Source organism: Pseudomonas sp. 1121_17 (genome assembly GCF_052850745.1).
This window is the reverse complement of record NZ_VXCX01000006.1, coordinates 49,471-64,072: the sequence shown is the minus strand read 5'-3', so window position 1 is coordinate 64,072 and position 14,602 is coordinate 49,471. Positions and strand designations below refer to the sequence as shown.

The following is a 14,602-nucleotide window of genomic DNA, read 5'->3' as shown; positions in this document are numbered from 1 at the left end:
TTGTGCCTCGTAGTTTTGGCACGTTCACGCCATCACGTGCGAAATGCACTCAGCCCGCCCTTCAGTGCACTGGCAGTGCTGCCCAGGGTCGTCGCCGAATCGTGAATCTCGGCGATGCCCTGCGAGGTATGTTCAAAGGTTTCGTGCATGCCGCCCAGCCGGCCAGCGATGTCGGTGACCGCGTGCTGAATCTCTTCACTGCTGCTCAGGGCACGGTCCATCGCGCTACTGACCTGACCCATCTGGCGCACCAGACCATCGATTACACCGAGGGTATTGTCGGAGGTCTGCGCCAAGCTGCGCGACTGTTCGGCGGTACTGTTCATCCGTTCGGCGATCTGGCGGATGCCGCTGGTGACGGCACTGATGACCTGGTTGGCATCGTTCAGCACGCCCTGGGTCTGTCCGGCCAGCTTGCGCACTTCATCAGCCACCACTGCGAAGCCTCTACCGGCTTCACCGGCCCGTGCGGCCTCGATGGCGGCGTTGAGTGCGAGCAGGTTGGTCTGGTCGGAAATGGCGGCGACCATCTGCAGCACCTGACTGATCTTTTCAGCCTCACAGCACAGGTGCTGCAGGTCGCTGGCAAGTTCGATGCTGGCCGAGGTGCTGCCGTGCACGTCACCGATCAGTCGCTTCAACTCTTGATGAGTCAGGCTCAATTCGCCAACGGCGGACTTGAGGTCGACGCGTACCGTATCGGCCAGGCTCGATGAGCTCTCGGCAGCCTGGCGGATGGATTGGCCGTGTTCGTTGATATCGGCCAACTGCACGCCGGCGTGCTTGATGCGCTGGTTGATTTCGTCAGCGAGCTGGAGAAAAATTTCTGCCAGCCGCTCGTTGCTCTCGGCCATGCCGGAGGCGCTGCCCAAGGTTTGGCGCAGGTCTTGAAGCAAGTTGGACAAGTGCTTGCCCATCTGACCCATTTCATCGCCGTTGACCACCGTGACGGTGGTCGACAGATCACGCCGTTCAGCAATGTCATTCAACTGGCGGGTCAGGTGATGAATGCCACGCACCAACATGCGGGCGGCAAACCAGGACAACAGCAAACCGACCAGGAACGACGCCGCCCCAATCAGCAGCAAGCGATGCAGACTGGCCTGAATCGCCTCATTTAGTGCATCTAGAGTGACATCGACGCCGACGATGTACTGCTGGCCGCTGGCGTTGTGCAAAGGCAGGAAAATCGAACGGAAACTACCGAAGCTGTCGGTATATTCATCGAACTTCTCCTGGCCACTACGTGACGCCTCGACCGCTGCGGGGCTTGCGTCGCTATAGTGCTCCAGGTGTTTGGAATAAGTGCCGCGGGCGATGTCATCGGCGCTGGCGCTGTCGGCCAGATAAATTACTTTGCCCTGTGCATCCACCATCAAGCTGTAGGCATATTTGAGATTGACCTCCTGCGCATACTCGCCAAGATTGCGTACCTGCGCTTCGTATTCACCGGCTTTCAGCCCATTGGCCTCGCGGGTGCGGCTGAGATAGTCAGTACCCAGTACCCGTGGGACGGCGTAGGCGACGGTGCGCAAGCGGTTGTCGATCTGCTCGCGAATGTCCTGCGACTTGGAGTATTGGGCGTAACTGATGAAGGCGGTGATGCTGATCAGGTTGACCACGGTGAGCGATAGTAACAGCTTGGTTTGCAGGCGCAGATTGCCCAGAAGCATGTCGAAGAATCCATTCGATGCCTGGAAGACCAGGCGGGGAGATTCTCAAGTTATCGAACACAGAACGGAAAACATTAAGGGGTCATCTGAAAAACCTCTCCAGGATTTGGCAAAATGCCCCTTTGTTGGTGCCCGCTGTTTACTTGAAAGACGGGCCGTTACAGCGTTTCAACGATGGCCTTTCCAGGCTTGCGCAACTGCTCTGGGCACTAAGCTGATCGGGGCTCAGCAGGGCTGCACGGCAAGACGGTTGCTGACCTTGCGGCCCAGCACCAGCACCGTCATGAAGCCGCAGGCGACCAAGGCGGTTGCCAGGCTGAGCAACGCTGCAGTACCCAGCTGATCGACGATCTGCCCACCAAAGAACGAGCCCAGCGCAATGATCACCTGGAACATCGCCACGAACAGCGGCATGCCGCGTTCGACGTCCTTGGGTGCAACGATGAACATCCAGATGCTGGCGCAGGCCGGGAACGCACCGAAGGCGAAGCCCCACAGCGCAATCAAGATGGCCGCGCCGGTCATGCCGGTGGCGAAGTGGGGGAACAGTGCAGTGCTGATACCGATCATTACTGCCACCAGCATCAAGGTATGACGCACGCTGCGGTTGGCGGCAAAGCCGGCGAAGATATTGCCCAGCACACCGGCCACGCCGTACAGCAACAGCAGCGAGCCAATGGTCGGCCCGTCGAAGCCGGCATTCTGTTTGAAGAACGGCGCCACGTAGGTGTATGCCGCAAAGTGCGCCAGGCCAATCAGCAACACGGCAATCAGGCCAATCCGCGCCTGCGGATTGATGAACAACGCCGGCAGGTCACGGACGCGGATGGCCTTTTCCGGATTGAGCCGCGGTAGCAAAAGCACCTGCGCCAGTAGCACCGGAATGCCCACCAGTGCGGTCACCAGGAAGGTCATGCGCCAGCCCATCAGCCCGCTCAGCCAGGTACCGACCGGCACGCCGAGCACGGTGGCCAGGGTTACGCCGACCATGATGATCGAGGTCGCCTGTGCCACGCCGACACCCTTGGGCGCGAGGCGGCCACTCAGGGCAATCGCGGTGGCCCAAAAGCCACCAATACTGATGCCCAGCAGCACGCGGCCGAACAGCAGCAGGCTGAAGTCGCTGGCGTAAGCCACAACTGCGTTGGCGATGATCATGATCAGGGTCAGACCGATGAGCAGGTAACGGCGGTCCATAGTGCCGATGCCGACTGACAGCAGCGGGGCAGCGAGGGCCGCCATGATGCCCGGCACGGTGACCATCAGCCCGGCGTGGCCGGCGCTGATGCCCAAGTCGCGGGCGACGTCGTTGAGCACGCCCACTGGCAGAAATTCGCTGGTAACCAGGGCAAATGCGCCCACGGCGACCGAGAGGATCGCCAGCCACTGCTGTGCGACGCTTTGTTGATTGTGTTCAGGGAGGCCGCTAGGGGCCTGGCTGGCGCTTGGCATGAGGCTTGGTTCCAAGGATGAGGTCGCCTTGAGCAGGCGGGAGAGGGCGGATTGGCGGGCATTATAGAAGTCGCCTGCGGCAAGCGGGCAGGCGTGCGGTTCGATAGTAATCATCAGTGGTATCGATGAAAGGTGCTGAACAGAGCGGCTGCCAGTGCCAGGCATGCGCGAGCTTGTCTCTTGACTGAAACTGGCAGATCAGCATTGACAGTGCCGGTCACCCCCTTACAATCGCGCGCCCTCGATTCAGCACGCACAGTGAAAAGGAGCTTCGATGCAACGGGTGATGATTGTTGGCCAGCCGGGTTCGGGCAAAAGCACCCTGGCGCGGCAGCTTGGTGAACGCACTGGTTTGCCGGTCGTGCACATCGACACCATTCACTGGCAGCCCGGCTGGGTTGAACGCAGCCGGGACGAGAAGACCCGACTGTGCGGCGAGGTCGAGGCGGGTGAGCGGTGGATCTTTGAAGGAGGGCATTCGGCGACCTGGGAAAATCGGCTGGCGCGCGCTGACCTGTTGATCTGGATTGACCGATCGACTCCGCTGCGGTTCTGGCGGGTGTTGCGAAGGACGTTGCTCAATCGTGGTCGAACCCGGCCTGACCTGCCGGCAGATTGCCCTGAGTTGCTGGGCAATCTGCCTGAGTTTTTCCGCTTCATGTGGCAAACCAGGCAGTCGGCGCGGCGCAAGATGCAGCAGTTGGTGGCGGATGCACCGCGGGGTTGCCGGGTGGTTTGCTTGCGTTCTGATCAAGATACCCAGGCGTTTTTGGCGAGCTTCGACTAAGGATTCGCGTTGCGCTCGGGAAGTTGGGCCGCTTGTGCCTCTATCGCAACGTCTTTTGCATGATGATCGTGCGCTCGGAACCGTGAAATTCGTCGCGAACCTCGCTGAAGCCCAAGCGCTGATAAAATGCCTGAGCAGTAATCGACGAGGGCACGCTCAACACGCCGAGGCCTCTGGCCTGCGCCACTGCCTCAAGTTTACGCATCAATTGCTGCCCAAACCCGCGGCGCTGAAAATCAGGGCTCACAAACACACTGCGCACCACACCGCCATCCAGGCTCGCCGTAGCTACTACCTGATCTTGCAGAGTTGCGACATACACCTCACGCAAGGCAATCAGTTGCTCGACCGCTGCGGGTGAAAAACTGCGTTGCACCTGTTCAATGATGTCTGCTGAGTAGTCCCTGGCGTTGGACTCACGCAATGCGCCAATCACGACCGCGCTGATTGCTGCTGCGTCCGCCACGGTTGCCGGTCGAATCACAGAAGTCATCCGATGCCCCGGCTTGAGTTGGGGGTGTACCAAGGTGCTGCGGACTCGAGATGAACGTGTTTCTGTTTGGCTGGCAGCAACGGTGTGTCGAGCGTGCCCAGTGCAATCGAAACCCAGTCAGCGAACTCACCCGTTGAGCGCGACCAGAACAGCGTTGATCCGCATTCGCTGCAGAATTCACGTTTTACTGTGGCTGATGATGCATAGGCCCTGATGCTCGACTCGCCACTGAGGATGCGTAGCGCGTCGCGTGGCACGCTGGCGTATGACGCGAATGCGGCGCCGTGGCCTTTGCGGCATTGACTGCAATAACAGTGGCTGACGGCTTTTGCCGGCGTGAGTAGCTGGTAGCTGACGGCGCCGCAGAGGCAGCTGCCGCGATGGGTTTCGGTCATGTGCTTCTCCAAGGGAGCGAAGTGGCAGCGTAGCCAATTGTGATTGGCTGGTCGAGTCGTGGGGATTGGGGCCGCTACGCGATCCTTTCGCGACACACGGCCGCTCCTACAGGGGATGTGGAGCGGCCTTGCCGGGGCGCCGGACCGGTCGGAAAGGGCTGCAAAGCAGCCCCAAATTCCCACGCTCACATCGTCAGGCCCTGACCTCCACACTGCGTGGCTGCACCCCAATCCTGAACCAGATCGAATACATCGCCGGGAGAAACACCAACGTCATGATGGTACCGACCAGCGTGCCGCCGATCAGGGTATACGCCAGCGTGCCCCAGAACACTGAATGAGTTAGCGGGATAAACGCCAGGATCGCCGCCAGTGCCGTCAGCAGCACTGGCCGGGCGCGCTGCACCGTGGCCTCGACCACTGCATCGAACGGATCCAGCCCGGTGATCTGGTTCTGATGAATCTGCCCGATCAGGATCAACGTGTTGCGCATGAGAATTCCCGACAGCGCAATCAGCCCGACCAGCGCGTTGATGCCAAACGGCTGCTGAAACAGCAACAGCACCGGCACCACACCGATCAAGCCCAGCGGTGAGGTGAGAAACACCATGACCATCGCCGAGATCGAGCGCACCTGCAGGATGATGATCAGCAGGGTCAGGGCAATCATGATCGGCAGCAACGGCACGATCGCCTGGCTGGCCTTGGCCGACTCTTCGATCGAACCTGCCATCTCGACCCGGTAGCCCGCCGGCAGCGTCGTGACGATCGGTTGCAGCGCCTGCCAGATCTGCGCGGACACATCCGGCGGCTGCAGGCCTTCGGCGGTATCACCGCGCACGGTGATGGTCGGGCTGCGGTCACGCCGGCGCAGCAGTGGGTCTTCCATGCGCACACTGACCTCGCCAACCTGGCCGAGGGGAATGCGCTGCCCGGCGGCGCCAACCAAGCTGAAGTTTTCGATCCTGGCCGGATCCAGCCGGGTGTCGCCAGCCGCGCGCGCCTCGACCTGCACCAGGCGGATGTCCTCGCGTACCGCCGTGACCGGCACGCCGCTGAGCAAAAACTGCAGTTGCTGGGCGACCGCTGCAGAGCTCAGGCCAACCGCCTGCAAACGGTTCTGATCCAGGGAGAAATGCAGCGTCGGCACCCGCGTGCCCCAGTCATTGTTTACCGTCTTCAACAGCGGGCTGGCCTGCATCACGCTTTGCACGCGCGCGGCGATTTCACCCAGTCGCGCGGTATCCGGGCCGGTTACCCGGAACGCCACGGGGAACGGTGAGTAAGGGCCGAACACCAGTTGCGTCACCCGCACGCGGGCTTCGGCGGCCAGGCCTTCGGCGGCCGCCTGGCGCAGGCGATGCTTGAGCGCCTCGCGCGCTTCCTGGCTGTCAGTGAGCACAACGATCTTGGCAAACGAAGGGTCAGGCAGCTCGGGCGCCATCGCCAGGAAGAACCGCGGCGGACCCTGGCCGATGTACGAGGTGACGATCTTGGCCTCTTCCTGCTTACGTAGCCACGTTTCAACCTTGATGGCTGCGGCGTTGGTCTGCTCGATCGAAGTACCGTACGGCAGCTGCAGCTCAACCAGCACCTCTGGCCGATCGGAGGTGGGAAAGAACTGCTTCTTGACCAAGCCCATACCCAGCACCGCGGCCACAAAGGCCGCGATGACCGCGCCCGCTACCAGCCACTTGTGCGCAATCACCCGCGCCAGCAGCGAGCGAAAGCGGTTGTAGTGGCGGGTGTTGTAGATCGCGGCGTGGCCGCCTGGCACCGTCTTGATGTCCGGCAGCAGTTTGACCCCAAGGTAGGGCGTGAAGGCTACCGCCACGATCCACGAGGCAATCAGCGCGATACCAACGATCCAGAACATGTTGCTGGTGTATTCACCGGCGGTGGACTGGGCGAAGCCATTGGGCATGAAGCCGATGGCCGTCACCAGCGTGCCGGCCAGCATGGGCGCCGCGGTGTGGCTCCAGGCGTAGGCCGAGGCCTGGAAGCGGTCGTAGCCTTCCTCCATCTTCACCACCATCATCTCAATGGCGATGATGGCGTCATCGACCAGCAGGCCCAGCGCCAGAATCAACGACCCCAGGGTGATCCGGTCAAAGCTCTTGCCGGTCGCCGCCATCACCACAAAGACCATGGCCAGGGTCAGCGGCACGGCGGCCGCGACCACGATACCCACCCGCCAGCCCATGCTGATGAAGCACACCAGCATCACCACCAGCAGGGCGACCACGAACTTGACCATGAACTCGTCAACCGAGGCGCTGATATTGACCGCCTGATCGGTGACCTTGCTCAGCGTCATGCCCAGCGGCATGGCCTGGTTGATGCTTGTTGTTTCTGCTTGCAGCGCCTTGCCCAGCTCCAGGCCGTTCCAGCCTTCGCGCATCACCACGCCCAACAGCAGGGCCGGCTCACCGCCGTTGCGCACGAGGAAGGTGGCAGGGTCCTGATAGCCGCGCTCGACGTCGGCCACATCGGCCAGGGTCAATGTGCGCCCTTGGGCTGCAACCGGAGTCTGACGGATCTTCGCCAGTTGATCGAAGGCACCATCGACCCGCACCACCACCTGCGGACCATGGGTTTCGACCGAGCCGGCCGGGGTCAGCACGTTCTGCTCGTTGAGCGCGGCAAAGATCGCTTGCGGGGTGACGCCCAGGGTCGCCAGGCGATCATGGGAGAATGATACAAAAATCCGCTCGGCCTGTTCGCCGATGATATTGACCTTCTTCACCCCCGGCACATGCAGCAGGCGCTGGCGCAGCCCCTCGGCGTCGCGCACCAGCTGGCGCTGTGGCTCGCCTTTGGCCTTGAGCGCATACAGGGCAAAGGTCACGTCGGAGAATTCGTCGTTGATCATCGGCCCGATCACGCCGGCCGGCAGCGCCTTGGCTTCATCGCCAAGCTTCTTGCGCGCCTGGTAGAACTCCTCCTGCACCTGGGAGGGTGGCGTGCGGTCCAGCAGCGAGACCATGGTGAAGGCCAGCCCGGCGCGGGTGTAAGTTTCGCTACGGTCGTACCAGCGCAACTCCTGCATGCGCTTTTCCAGCGGTTCGGCGACCAGGTCCTGCATCTGCTGCGCTGTCGCACCGGGCCAGGCGCTGACGATGGTCATCTGCTTGACGGTGAAGGGTGGGTCCTCAGCGCGGCCGAGTTTGAAGAACGCCAGCGCGCCGGCGAAGGCGATCAGCACAATCAGAAACAGGGTGATGGCGCGCTCGCGCACCGCCAGCGCCGACAGATTGAAACGCGACGCGCTCATGGCTGGCTCCCGGCAACGTTAACTGCGGGGGCGACCAGCACCGGCTGATCATTGCGTAGCAGGTGCGCGCCGAGGGCGACGACCTGTTCGCCGGCAGCTAGATCGCCGACTACCCGCGCCGCATCGTCGCTGATCCCGAGCACCTGAACCGGGCGCCATGCGACCTTGGCCGGTTGCCCGGTCACGACCCAGACGCCACTGCCGCTGCCAGGGTCGTACAGCGCACCAATCGGCACCTGGCGGGCGTTCTCTTCGGTGATCTGGGGGGCAAGCACGAGAGTAATGGTCGCGCCCAGCGGCGCGTTTGCCAGAGGCCCAGCCAGCACATACCTGGCTTCGAAGGTGCGGGTGGTGCTGTCGGCGGCTTCGGACAGCAGGCGCAATCTGGCCGGAACTTTCTGAGCCTGAAGGCCGTACAGCGTGGCCTGCGCGACCGAACCAGCGGCTGGGCGCAGCGTTTCCGGGAGGTGGACCACGGCCTCGCGATGGCCGGCGCGGGCCAGCCTGACCACCGCTTGGCCGGCGCTGACGACTTGCCCAGGCTCAGCCAAGGTATCCATCACCACGCCGTCGGCATCGGCCAGCAATACCGCGTAGCTGGTGGCGTTGCTGGCCACGTCCGCCTGTGCCTGGGCTGCTTTGAGCTGAGCCGTGGCCGAGTCTGCAGCCGCCTTGAGCTGGTCGTAGGCCGAGGCGGACACAGCGCCTTCAGCCACCAACCCGCGATAGCGTGCTTCGTCGTCGCTGGCCTGCTTGGCCCGTGCCCGGGCAGCTGCAACCGCCTCTTGCTGCGCACGTGCCTGCAGCTTCAGGTCAACCGGGTCGAGGCGCATGAGTGGCTGCCCGCGCTGCACCGTTTGCCCGGTGTCGACCAGCCGTTCAAGGATCTTGCCCTGCACGCGAAAGCCCAGGTCGCTCTGCGTGCGGGCGACCACTACGCCGGTGAAGGCGCGGGCTGCGGCAGAGGCGTTTGCCACTGGCGCCGTTCTGACCAGCGGTGGCTGGTCGCGGGGGTCTTTACTGACCGACGAATCGCCGCACGCCACCAGGACGATAGGCAGCAGGCAACTGGCAAATGCGGCAGGGTGCAGGCGCATGGGATCCATTACTCAAAGGCATCAAGGAATCCCATTTTTGTTCTAGTGACTAAATCTGTCAATGGTCACATTTTGAGTTTCAAGGCGCCAGGCTCCTCAGAATCAGCGCTGGCAGCTGCACCACGGCCGTTTCAACCGAGTCCAGGTTGTACTGCAGTTGCGCTGCGTTGACGTAGGGCTTGAGCACCAGATAGATCGCTTCGGTCGTTTCATCCAGCGGTGTCTTGCGCTCGAATTCGCCTGCTTCGCGACCCTCGATCAAGACCTGTTGAATGACCTGGCGAAGGTCCGCCTCATGTGCCTGGACTGACGGCCACTGGTCGCGCGAGGCCACTGCGGCGATGTCGTACAGCTTGCGTTCGTGGAAGAACAAGTCGCTGCCCGCCTCAGCAATGGCGCGGAATAGCCGCCTGATCTGCTCTGAGGCAGTAGGCGCATCAGCGATGGCGGTGGTCACCAGTTGCCTGATCATCGCCAGCCGGTTGGCGCAGATCACTTCACCAATGGCCTGCTTGGAATCAAAGAATTTATAGATGTATGCCTTGGAAAAACCAATGGCCTTGGCCAGGTCCGAGACCGTGGTCTTTTCATAGCCGTAATGGGCGAAATGCAGCATGGCCGCCTGGATGACCTGATCGCGGACATCATGGTCGGCTGGGCCGCGAGTGGGTGCTGGGGAAGTATTTGTCGTCATGCTCAAAGCGTACTCTGCTGAGGGCCGGATTGACAGTAAGTGACCAATCTATAATATGGTCACAATCTGTAACGGTCATGGGAATCATCATGCAGCTTTATCGAAGCATCGCCCTCATCCTGAGCGCCAGCCTGTCTGCAGGGTGCATGGTGGGGCCTGATTATAAACAGCCGCAGGCGCCGCTTGCCGATCACTATCAGGGCTGGGCGGGGACGCAGGCACAATCGGCAGGTGCTGTAACCAACCTCGATCAGTGGTGGACAGGCTTTGCTGATCCGGCCCTCAGCGGGTTTGTCCGCCAGGCGCTGGCGCAGAACCTCGACCTGGCCCAGGCTCAGGCGCGGCTTGCTCAGGCTCGGGCTGCGTTGGGTTCAGCCAACGCAGCGCTTTCACCGTCTGCCGGAGTCGATGGCCAAGCGGCCCGTGCCTATCAGTCGATTCAGACACCCTTGGGTCAGGTGCTCGATTCAACGCCTGGCTATGACCGTTACGGCAACAGCTATGAGCTCAACCTGGTTGCCGGCTGGGAAATCGACGTGTTCGGCGGGCTGCGCCGCGACCGCCAAGCCGCACTGGCCGAGTACCAGGCTTCTGAAGCCGGGGCAGTGGCGACGCGGCTTGCCGTGGCCGCCCAGACCGCTGACCTGTATGCCAGCGTGCGCGGGCTGCAGGCGCGTTTGGCGATCGTCGAACAGCAGGTGCAGACGCAGCGTGAGCTGCTGGCCAAAGTGCAGTTGCTCAACCGCAAGGGCGTTGCCGCAGATGCCGAACTGCGCCAGACCGAGGGTGAGCTGGCGCAAGTCGAGGCCCGTGCGCCGCTGTTGCGCACGGCGCTGGACGCGGCGCTCAACGCGTTTGATGTAACGCTCGGCAGCCCGCCGGGGACCCATCGTGCAGCGCTTGCGGCTGGGATGGCGATTCCCCAGGCACCCCAACTCACCGACATCGGCGCACCCGCTGATCTGTTGCGGCGCCGGCCTGATCTGATTGCCGCCGAGCGCAGACTGGCCGCTGCCAATGCCTCCATTGGCAGCGCGATCAGCGAGTATTATCCGAAGTTTTCCCTGGGGGCGTTGCTTGGCAGTGCGACGACCTCGGGTGGCCAGTTGTTCAGTGGTGGGGCGAGTCAGTCAGCTGTGTTGCTGGGGCTGCGCTGGCGGCTGTTCGACTTTGGCCGGATCAACGCTGAGATTGATCGAGCCAAGGGGCGTGAGGCCGAGGCTTTGGCGATTTATCGGCAGTCGGTGCTGAGGGCGTCGGCAGATGTCGAGAATGCCTTGTCAGCGTTGCTCAACCGCCAGGCGCAAGCCGCTACGCTTGCGGCTGGCGAGTCATCGCTGCAGCAGGCACGGCGGTCGTCCTTTGCGGCCTATCAAAAGGGCGCTGCCAGCCTGATCAACGTGCTCAATGCTGATCAGCAACTGCTGCGTGCTTCGGATGCCAGGGCGGTGGCACAAACGGAAGCTGCTCGTGCGGCAATTGCGGCGTACCGAGCGTTGGGTGGGGGCTGGTCGCCCGCTGAGGCAGTTACGCAGCGGCCTCAGTAGGCAAGGTTCACCAACACCTCAAAACTGCGTGACCACCGTCACACCTGCCGTCTCGAACCGGTCCATGTTCACCAGTGCGTTCCCTGCGTGAGCTGAAGACTTCCAATCGACTGCCGGTGACTGAGCTGGTGAGTATTTGACAGGCGGATGCCAGTAACCAGGGCACCGTGCGCGCTGGCTACTGGCGAAGCTCATTCAGCCAAGCGGCGCTGTGGGTACCCCGTCAAGCTGGCGCCAGATCTGCAGTGGGTTGTCTTGCTTGAGCGCGTCAGGCAGCAAGGCATCCGGCAGGTTCTGATAGCACACCGGTCGCAGGAAGCGCTCGATGGCGGTCGAGCCGACCGACGTGCTGCGGCTGTCGGAGGTGGCCGGGAAGGGGCCGCCATGGACCATCGCATCGCAGACTTCGACGCCGGTAGGAAAGCCGTTGACCAGCAGCCGGCCGGCTTTCTTCTCCAGCGTCTGCACCAGGCTGCGCGCAACCTCCAGGTCCTGCTCCGTCAACTGCAGGGTTGCCGTCAGCTGACCTTCAAGCGACCTGGCGAAGGCCAGCATCTGGTCCACGCTCTGGCAACTGATGACGATTGCCGCAGGGCCGAACACTTCTTCCAGCAGCTGCGGGTTGGCCGCGACATTGGCGAAGGTCGTGCGGTACAGATGACCCTGCGCTTGCGTCGCGCCTGAAGGCGGCTGGCCAGCGGCGACCAGTGCTGTGTCGGGCTGCGCAGCGATCCGTTGCAGGCCGGTCAGGTATGCCTGGTGAATGCCTGCTGTGAGCATCGTCTGGCTGGCCTTGTCAGCCAGGCAGGCACCGGCACGGGCAACGAACGTTTCCAATTCAGGCCCTGCAACGGCCAGCAGGATGCCTGGGTTGGTGCAGAACTGGCCGGCGCCCTGTGCCAGCGCGTCGGCAAAGCCTGCAGCTATTGTCTCGGCTCGCGCTGCCAGTGCGCCTGGCAGCAGGAACACCGGGTTGACGCTGCTCATCTCGGCGTACACCGGGATCGGCTCGGCACGCGCCGCGGCTGCCCGTAGCAGGGCCAGGCCACCGCTGCGCGAGCCGGTGAAGCCAACGGCCTTGACGGCCGGGTGCGAGACCAGTTGTTGGCCAACGTCATTGCCGTCCCCCACCACCAGCGAGAAAGTGCCTTCGGGCAGTTCCAGTTGCTGCACAGCCTGTTGGATCACGCGCCCGACCAGCTCACTGGTGCCCAGATGTGCCCGGTGCGCCTTGACGATCACCGGGCAGCCTGCGGCCAGTGCCGATGCCGTGTCGCCGCCCGCGACCGAGAACGCCAGAGGGAAATTGCTGGCGCCGAACACCACCACAGGTCCCAGCGCCACCTTGCACATACGCAGATCCGGGCGCGGCAGTGGCGCTCGGTCGGGCAGGGCAGAGTCGAAGGTCGCCTGCTGCCAGCGGCCTTGACGCAGCACCGAGGCAAACAGCCGCAGTTGGCCCACGGTACGCCCGCGCTCACCTTCCAGGCGGGCCAGAGGCAGCCCGCTTTCGCTGTGGGCGCGCTCAAGCAGCGTTGCGCCCAGGCCGACGATACCGTCGGCAATCGCTTCGAGAAGCTGCGCGCGCCGTTCCGGGCTGGTCGAACGCAAGCTGTCAAAGGCCTGGTCGGCAAGCTCGCACGCCTGATTTACCAAGTTGGCGCTGGCGCAGTTGAACACAGGGGCGGGGATGGCCTCTTCAGTCGCGGGGTTGATCGCCAGCAGTTCACGGCCTTGGCCACGAATCAGTTGATGCCCGATTATTTGTTCGCCGGTAAGTGGCATTGGTGTACTCCGTAAACCTGTTACTTGTCAGAAGAAATCGGCTGCTTCAACAGCAACAGGTAAGCCATGGCGGCGACCGCTGCGACGACGGCGCTGATGAGGAATGCCGAGGCGAATGAGCCCGATTGCTGAATGCTGAAGCCGGTGACGATCGGTGCCACTGATCCTGCCAGGTAGCCGCCGAAGTTCTGAATGGAGCCGAATGACGCGACCTGGCGGCTGTCGACGATGGTGTTGGCGATCATCCAGGCGGTGGAGCTGGCCATGTTGATGCTGAACAAGGCGCAGCAGAGCAGGGCCAGGCTGAGCACAATGCCGCTGCCAAAGGCCAGGGGCACGGTGAACGCCGCTGCGGCCAGCAACGCGCTGACCACCACCCGTTTGCGACTGCCCAGCACCGTGCCGCCTTTTTTCACCAGGCGGTCGCAGAGCCGGCCGGCGACGATGGTGCCCAGGGCGCCGAACACGTAAGCCAGTGACACCACCCAGGCGGTCTGATACAGGCCCAGACCGTGCTCGCGCTCGAAGTAGCCGGGCAGCCAGGTCAGGTGCAGCCAAAGCATGTAGATCACGCCCATGAAGCCCAGCACTGCGCCCCAGGTGCTCTTGTGGCGGAACAGTTCAGCCCAGGCGCTCAGCTGGGATTTCAAACTTGGTTTTGGCGCCACGTTGGCCTGTTGCTGAGTCTGCGACGCCAGCAGGCGCTCGCGTTCTTCGGCAGGCAATTCGGCCAGGTAACGCTCCTTGCTCTTGTAGAACGCGAACCAGCACAGCGCGATGACGATGCCGAACACGCCGGTAGCGATGAACATCCCGCGCCAGCCCCAGTTGATCATCAGCAGGGTCAGCAGTGGCGGGGCGATGCACGGGCCGATGCAGGTCGAGGACAGCACGATGCCGGTGGGCGTCCCGCGTTTTTCTGCCTCGAACCATTCCGCCAGGGCCTTGGCCGCCGAGGGGAACATCGGCGCTTCGCCGATCCCCAGCGCGATGCGCAGGCCGATGAATGCCGAGAAGCTGTTGATCAGGCCCGAGGCGGTCTGCGCCACCGACCAGCCCAACAGGGCGGCGCCGAGCGAGAGTTTGCTGCCCAGGCGATCGATGATCACCCCCAGCGGCAGTTGCGAGAAGGCATAGGCCAGGGAAAACGCCGACAGCAGAATGCCCATCTGCGAAGGCGTGATGGCCATGTCGCGCTGGATCGAGGTGTTGGCAATCGACAGAGCGCTGCGGTCGACATAGTTGATGATGCCGATTACCAGCAGCAGACTGACAGTGATGAACTGGTATTTCTTGAACGGGTTTCGGCTGGCTACCGTATCCGCAGTGCGGTCAAGCTCGGCTTGCGCATATTTACTGGTCATGGCTGTTCACTTTTATTGTTATTGGGATTCGCTGTTGGCTT

11 protein-coding genes are annotated in these 14,602 nt (G+C 62.7%); 2 read left to right on the top strand and 9 right to left on the bottom strand.

Annotated elements, in window-relative coordinates:
- Positions 1 to 32 precede the first annotated feature (32 nt).
- Both FW789_RS13470 and FW789_RS13465 read right to left on the bottom strand, forming a co-directional pair.
- Positions 33 to 1,673, bottom strand: a complete 1,641-nt coding sequence (locus FW789_RS13470; RefSeq protein ID WP_446431573.1) for a methyl-accepting chemotaxis protein — start codon at positions 1,671 to 1,673, stop codon at positions 33 to 35.
- 225 nt (positions 1,674 to 1,898) lie between these two features.
- The gene (locus FW789_RS13465) at positions 1,899 to 3,125 is read right to left on the bottom strand and encodes an MFS transporter (protein WP_207073410.1); all 1,227 of its coding nucleotides are present in this window, start codon (positions 3,123 to 3,125) and stop codon (positions 1,899 to 1,901) included.
- A gap of 274 nt (positions 3,126 to 3,399) precedes the next feature.
- On the opposite strand from FW789_RS13465, the gene FW789_RS13460 reads away from it, so the two are divergent.
- Complete coding sequence (locus FW789_RS13460; protein WP_103436996.1) at positions 3,400 to 3,912, top strand: AAA family ATPase; 513 nt, start codon at positions 3,400 to 3,402, stop codon at positions 3,910 to 3,912.
- Positions 3,913 to 3,952: 40 nt separating this feature from the next.
- Here FW789_RS13460 and FW789_RS13455 read toward each other — a convergent pair whose 3' ends face one another.
- The 5 genes from FW789_RS13455 to FW789_RS13435 all read right to left on the bottom strand — a co-directional run bounded on the left by FW789_RS13455 (position 3,953) and on the right by FW789_RS13435 (position 9,865).
- The gene (locus tag FW789_RS13455; protein WP_186699782.1) at positions 3,953 to 4,405 is read right to left on the bottom strand and encodes a GNAT family N-acetyltransferase; all 453 of its coding nucleotides are present in this window, start codon (positions 4,403 to 4,405) and stop codon (positions 3,953 to 3,955) included.
- A complete protein-coding gene (locus FW789_RS13450; protein WP_186699784.1) occupies positions 4,402 to 4,800 on the bottom strand; it encodes a GFA family protein in 399 nt (132 codons plus the stop codon). Before FW789_RS13450 ends, FW789_RS13455 begins: the two co-directional genes overlap by 4 nt.
- Positions 4,801 to 4,993: 193 nt before the next feature.
- On the bottom strand, positions 4,994 to 8,074 hold the full coding sequence (locus FW789_RS13445; RefSeq protein WP_446431572.1) for an efflux RND transporter permease subunit: 3,081 nt from the start codon (positions 8,072 to 8,074) through the stop codon (positions 4,994 to 4,996).
- Positions 8,071 to 9,171, bottom strand: coding sequence for an efflux RND transporter periplasmic adaptor subunit (locus tag FW789_RS13440; RefSeq protein ID WP_446431571.1), 1,101 nt, complete (start codon positions 9,169 to 9,171; stop codon positions 8,071 to 8,073). The genes FW789_RS13445 and FW789_RS13440 overlap by 4 nt, the downstream gene beginning before the upstream one ends.
- A gap of 79 nt (positions 9,172 to 9,250) precedes the next feature.
- Positions 9,251 to 9,865, bottom strand: coding sequence for a TetR/AcrR family transcriptional regulator (locus FW789_RS13435; RefSeq protein WP_446431570.1), 615 nt, complete (start codon positions 9,863 to 9,865; stop codon positions 9,251 to 9,253).
- Positions 9,866 to 9,954: 89 nt separating this feature from the next.
- Between FW789_RS13435 and FW789_RS13430 the strand changes: the two genes are divergently transcribed.
- Positions 9,955 to 11,412, top strand: a complete 1,458-nt coding sequence (locus FW789_RS13430) for an efflux transporter outer membrane subunit (RefSeq protein ID WP_446431569.1) — start codon at positions 9,955 to 9,957, stop codon at positions 11,410 to 11,412.
- Between the two features lie 195 nt (positions 11,413 to 11,607).
- Here FW789_RS13430 and FW789_RS13425 read toward each other — a convergent pair whose 3' ends face one another.
- Complete coding sequence (locus FW789_RS13425) at positions 11,608 to 13,197, bottom strand: aldehyde dehydrogenase (NADP(+)) (protein WP_446431568.1); 1,590 nt, start codon at positions 13,195 to 13,197, stop codon at positions 11,608 to 11,610.
- A 20-nt stretch (positions 13,198 to 13,217) separates the two neighbouring features.
- Complete coding sequence (locus FW789_RS13420; RefSeq protein WP_186699796.1) at positions 13,218 to 14,561, bottom strand: MFS transporter; 1,344 nt, start codon at positions 14,559 to 14,561, stop codon at positions 13,218 to 13,220.
- Positions 14,562 to 14,602: the final 41 nt, after the last annotated feature.

What these genes read in the sequence shown, in the direction of transcription:
- FW789_RS13470 (WP_446431573.1), bottom strand. Translation starts at nt 1,673, where the DNA reads ATGCTTCTGGGCAATCTGCGCCTGCAAACCAAGCTGTTACTATCGCTC.
- FW789_RS13465 (WP_207073410.1), bottom strand. Translation starts at nt 3,125, where the DNA reads ATGCCAAGCGCCAGCCAGGCCCCTAGCGGCCTCCCTGAACACAATCAA.
- FW789_RS13460 (WP_103436996.1), top strand. Translation starts at nt 3,400, where the DNA reads ATGCAACGGGTGATGATTGTTGGCCAGCCGGGTTCGGGCAAAAGCACC.
- FW789_RS13455 (WP_186699782.1), bottom strand. Translation starts at nt 4,405, where the DNA reads ATGACTTCTGTGATTCGACCGGCAACCGTGGCGGACGCAGCAGCAATC.
- FW789_RS13450 (WP_186699784.1), bottom strand. Translation starts at nt 4,800, where the DNA reads ATGACCGAAACCCATCGCGGCAGCTGCCTCTGCGGCGCCGTCAGCTAC.
- FW789_RS13445 (WP_446431572.1), bottom strand. Translation starts at nt 8,074, where the DNA reads ATGAGCGCGTCGCGTTTCAATCTGTCGGCGCTGGCGGTGCGCGAGCGC.
- FW789_RS13440 (WP_446431571.1), bottom strand. Translation starts at nt 9,171, where the DNA reads ATGCGCCTGCACCCTGCCGCATTTGCCAGTTGCCTGCTGCCTATCGTC.
- FW789_RS13435 (WP_446431570.1), bottom strand. Translation starts at nt 9,865, where the DNA reads ATGACGACAAATACTTCCCCAGCACCCACTCGCGGCCCAGCCGACCAT.
- FW789_RS13430 (WP_446431569.1), top strand. Translation starts at nt 9,955, where the DNA reads ATGCAGCTTTATCGAAGCATCGCCCTCATCCTGAGCGCCAGCCTGTCT.
- FW789_RS13425 (WP_446431568.1), bottom strand. Translation starts at nt 13,197, where the DNA reads ATGCCACTTACCGGCGAACAAATAATCGGGCATCAACTGATTCGTGGC.
- FW789_RS13420 (WP_186699796.1), bottom strand. Translation starts at nt 14,561, where the DNA reads ATGACCAGTAAATATGCGCAAGCCGAGCTTGACCGCACTGCGGATACG.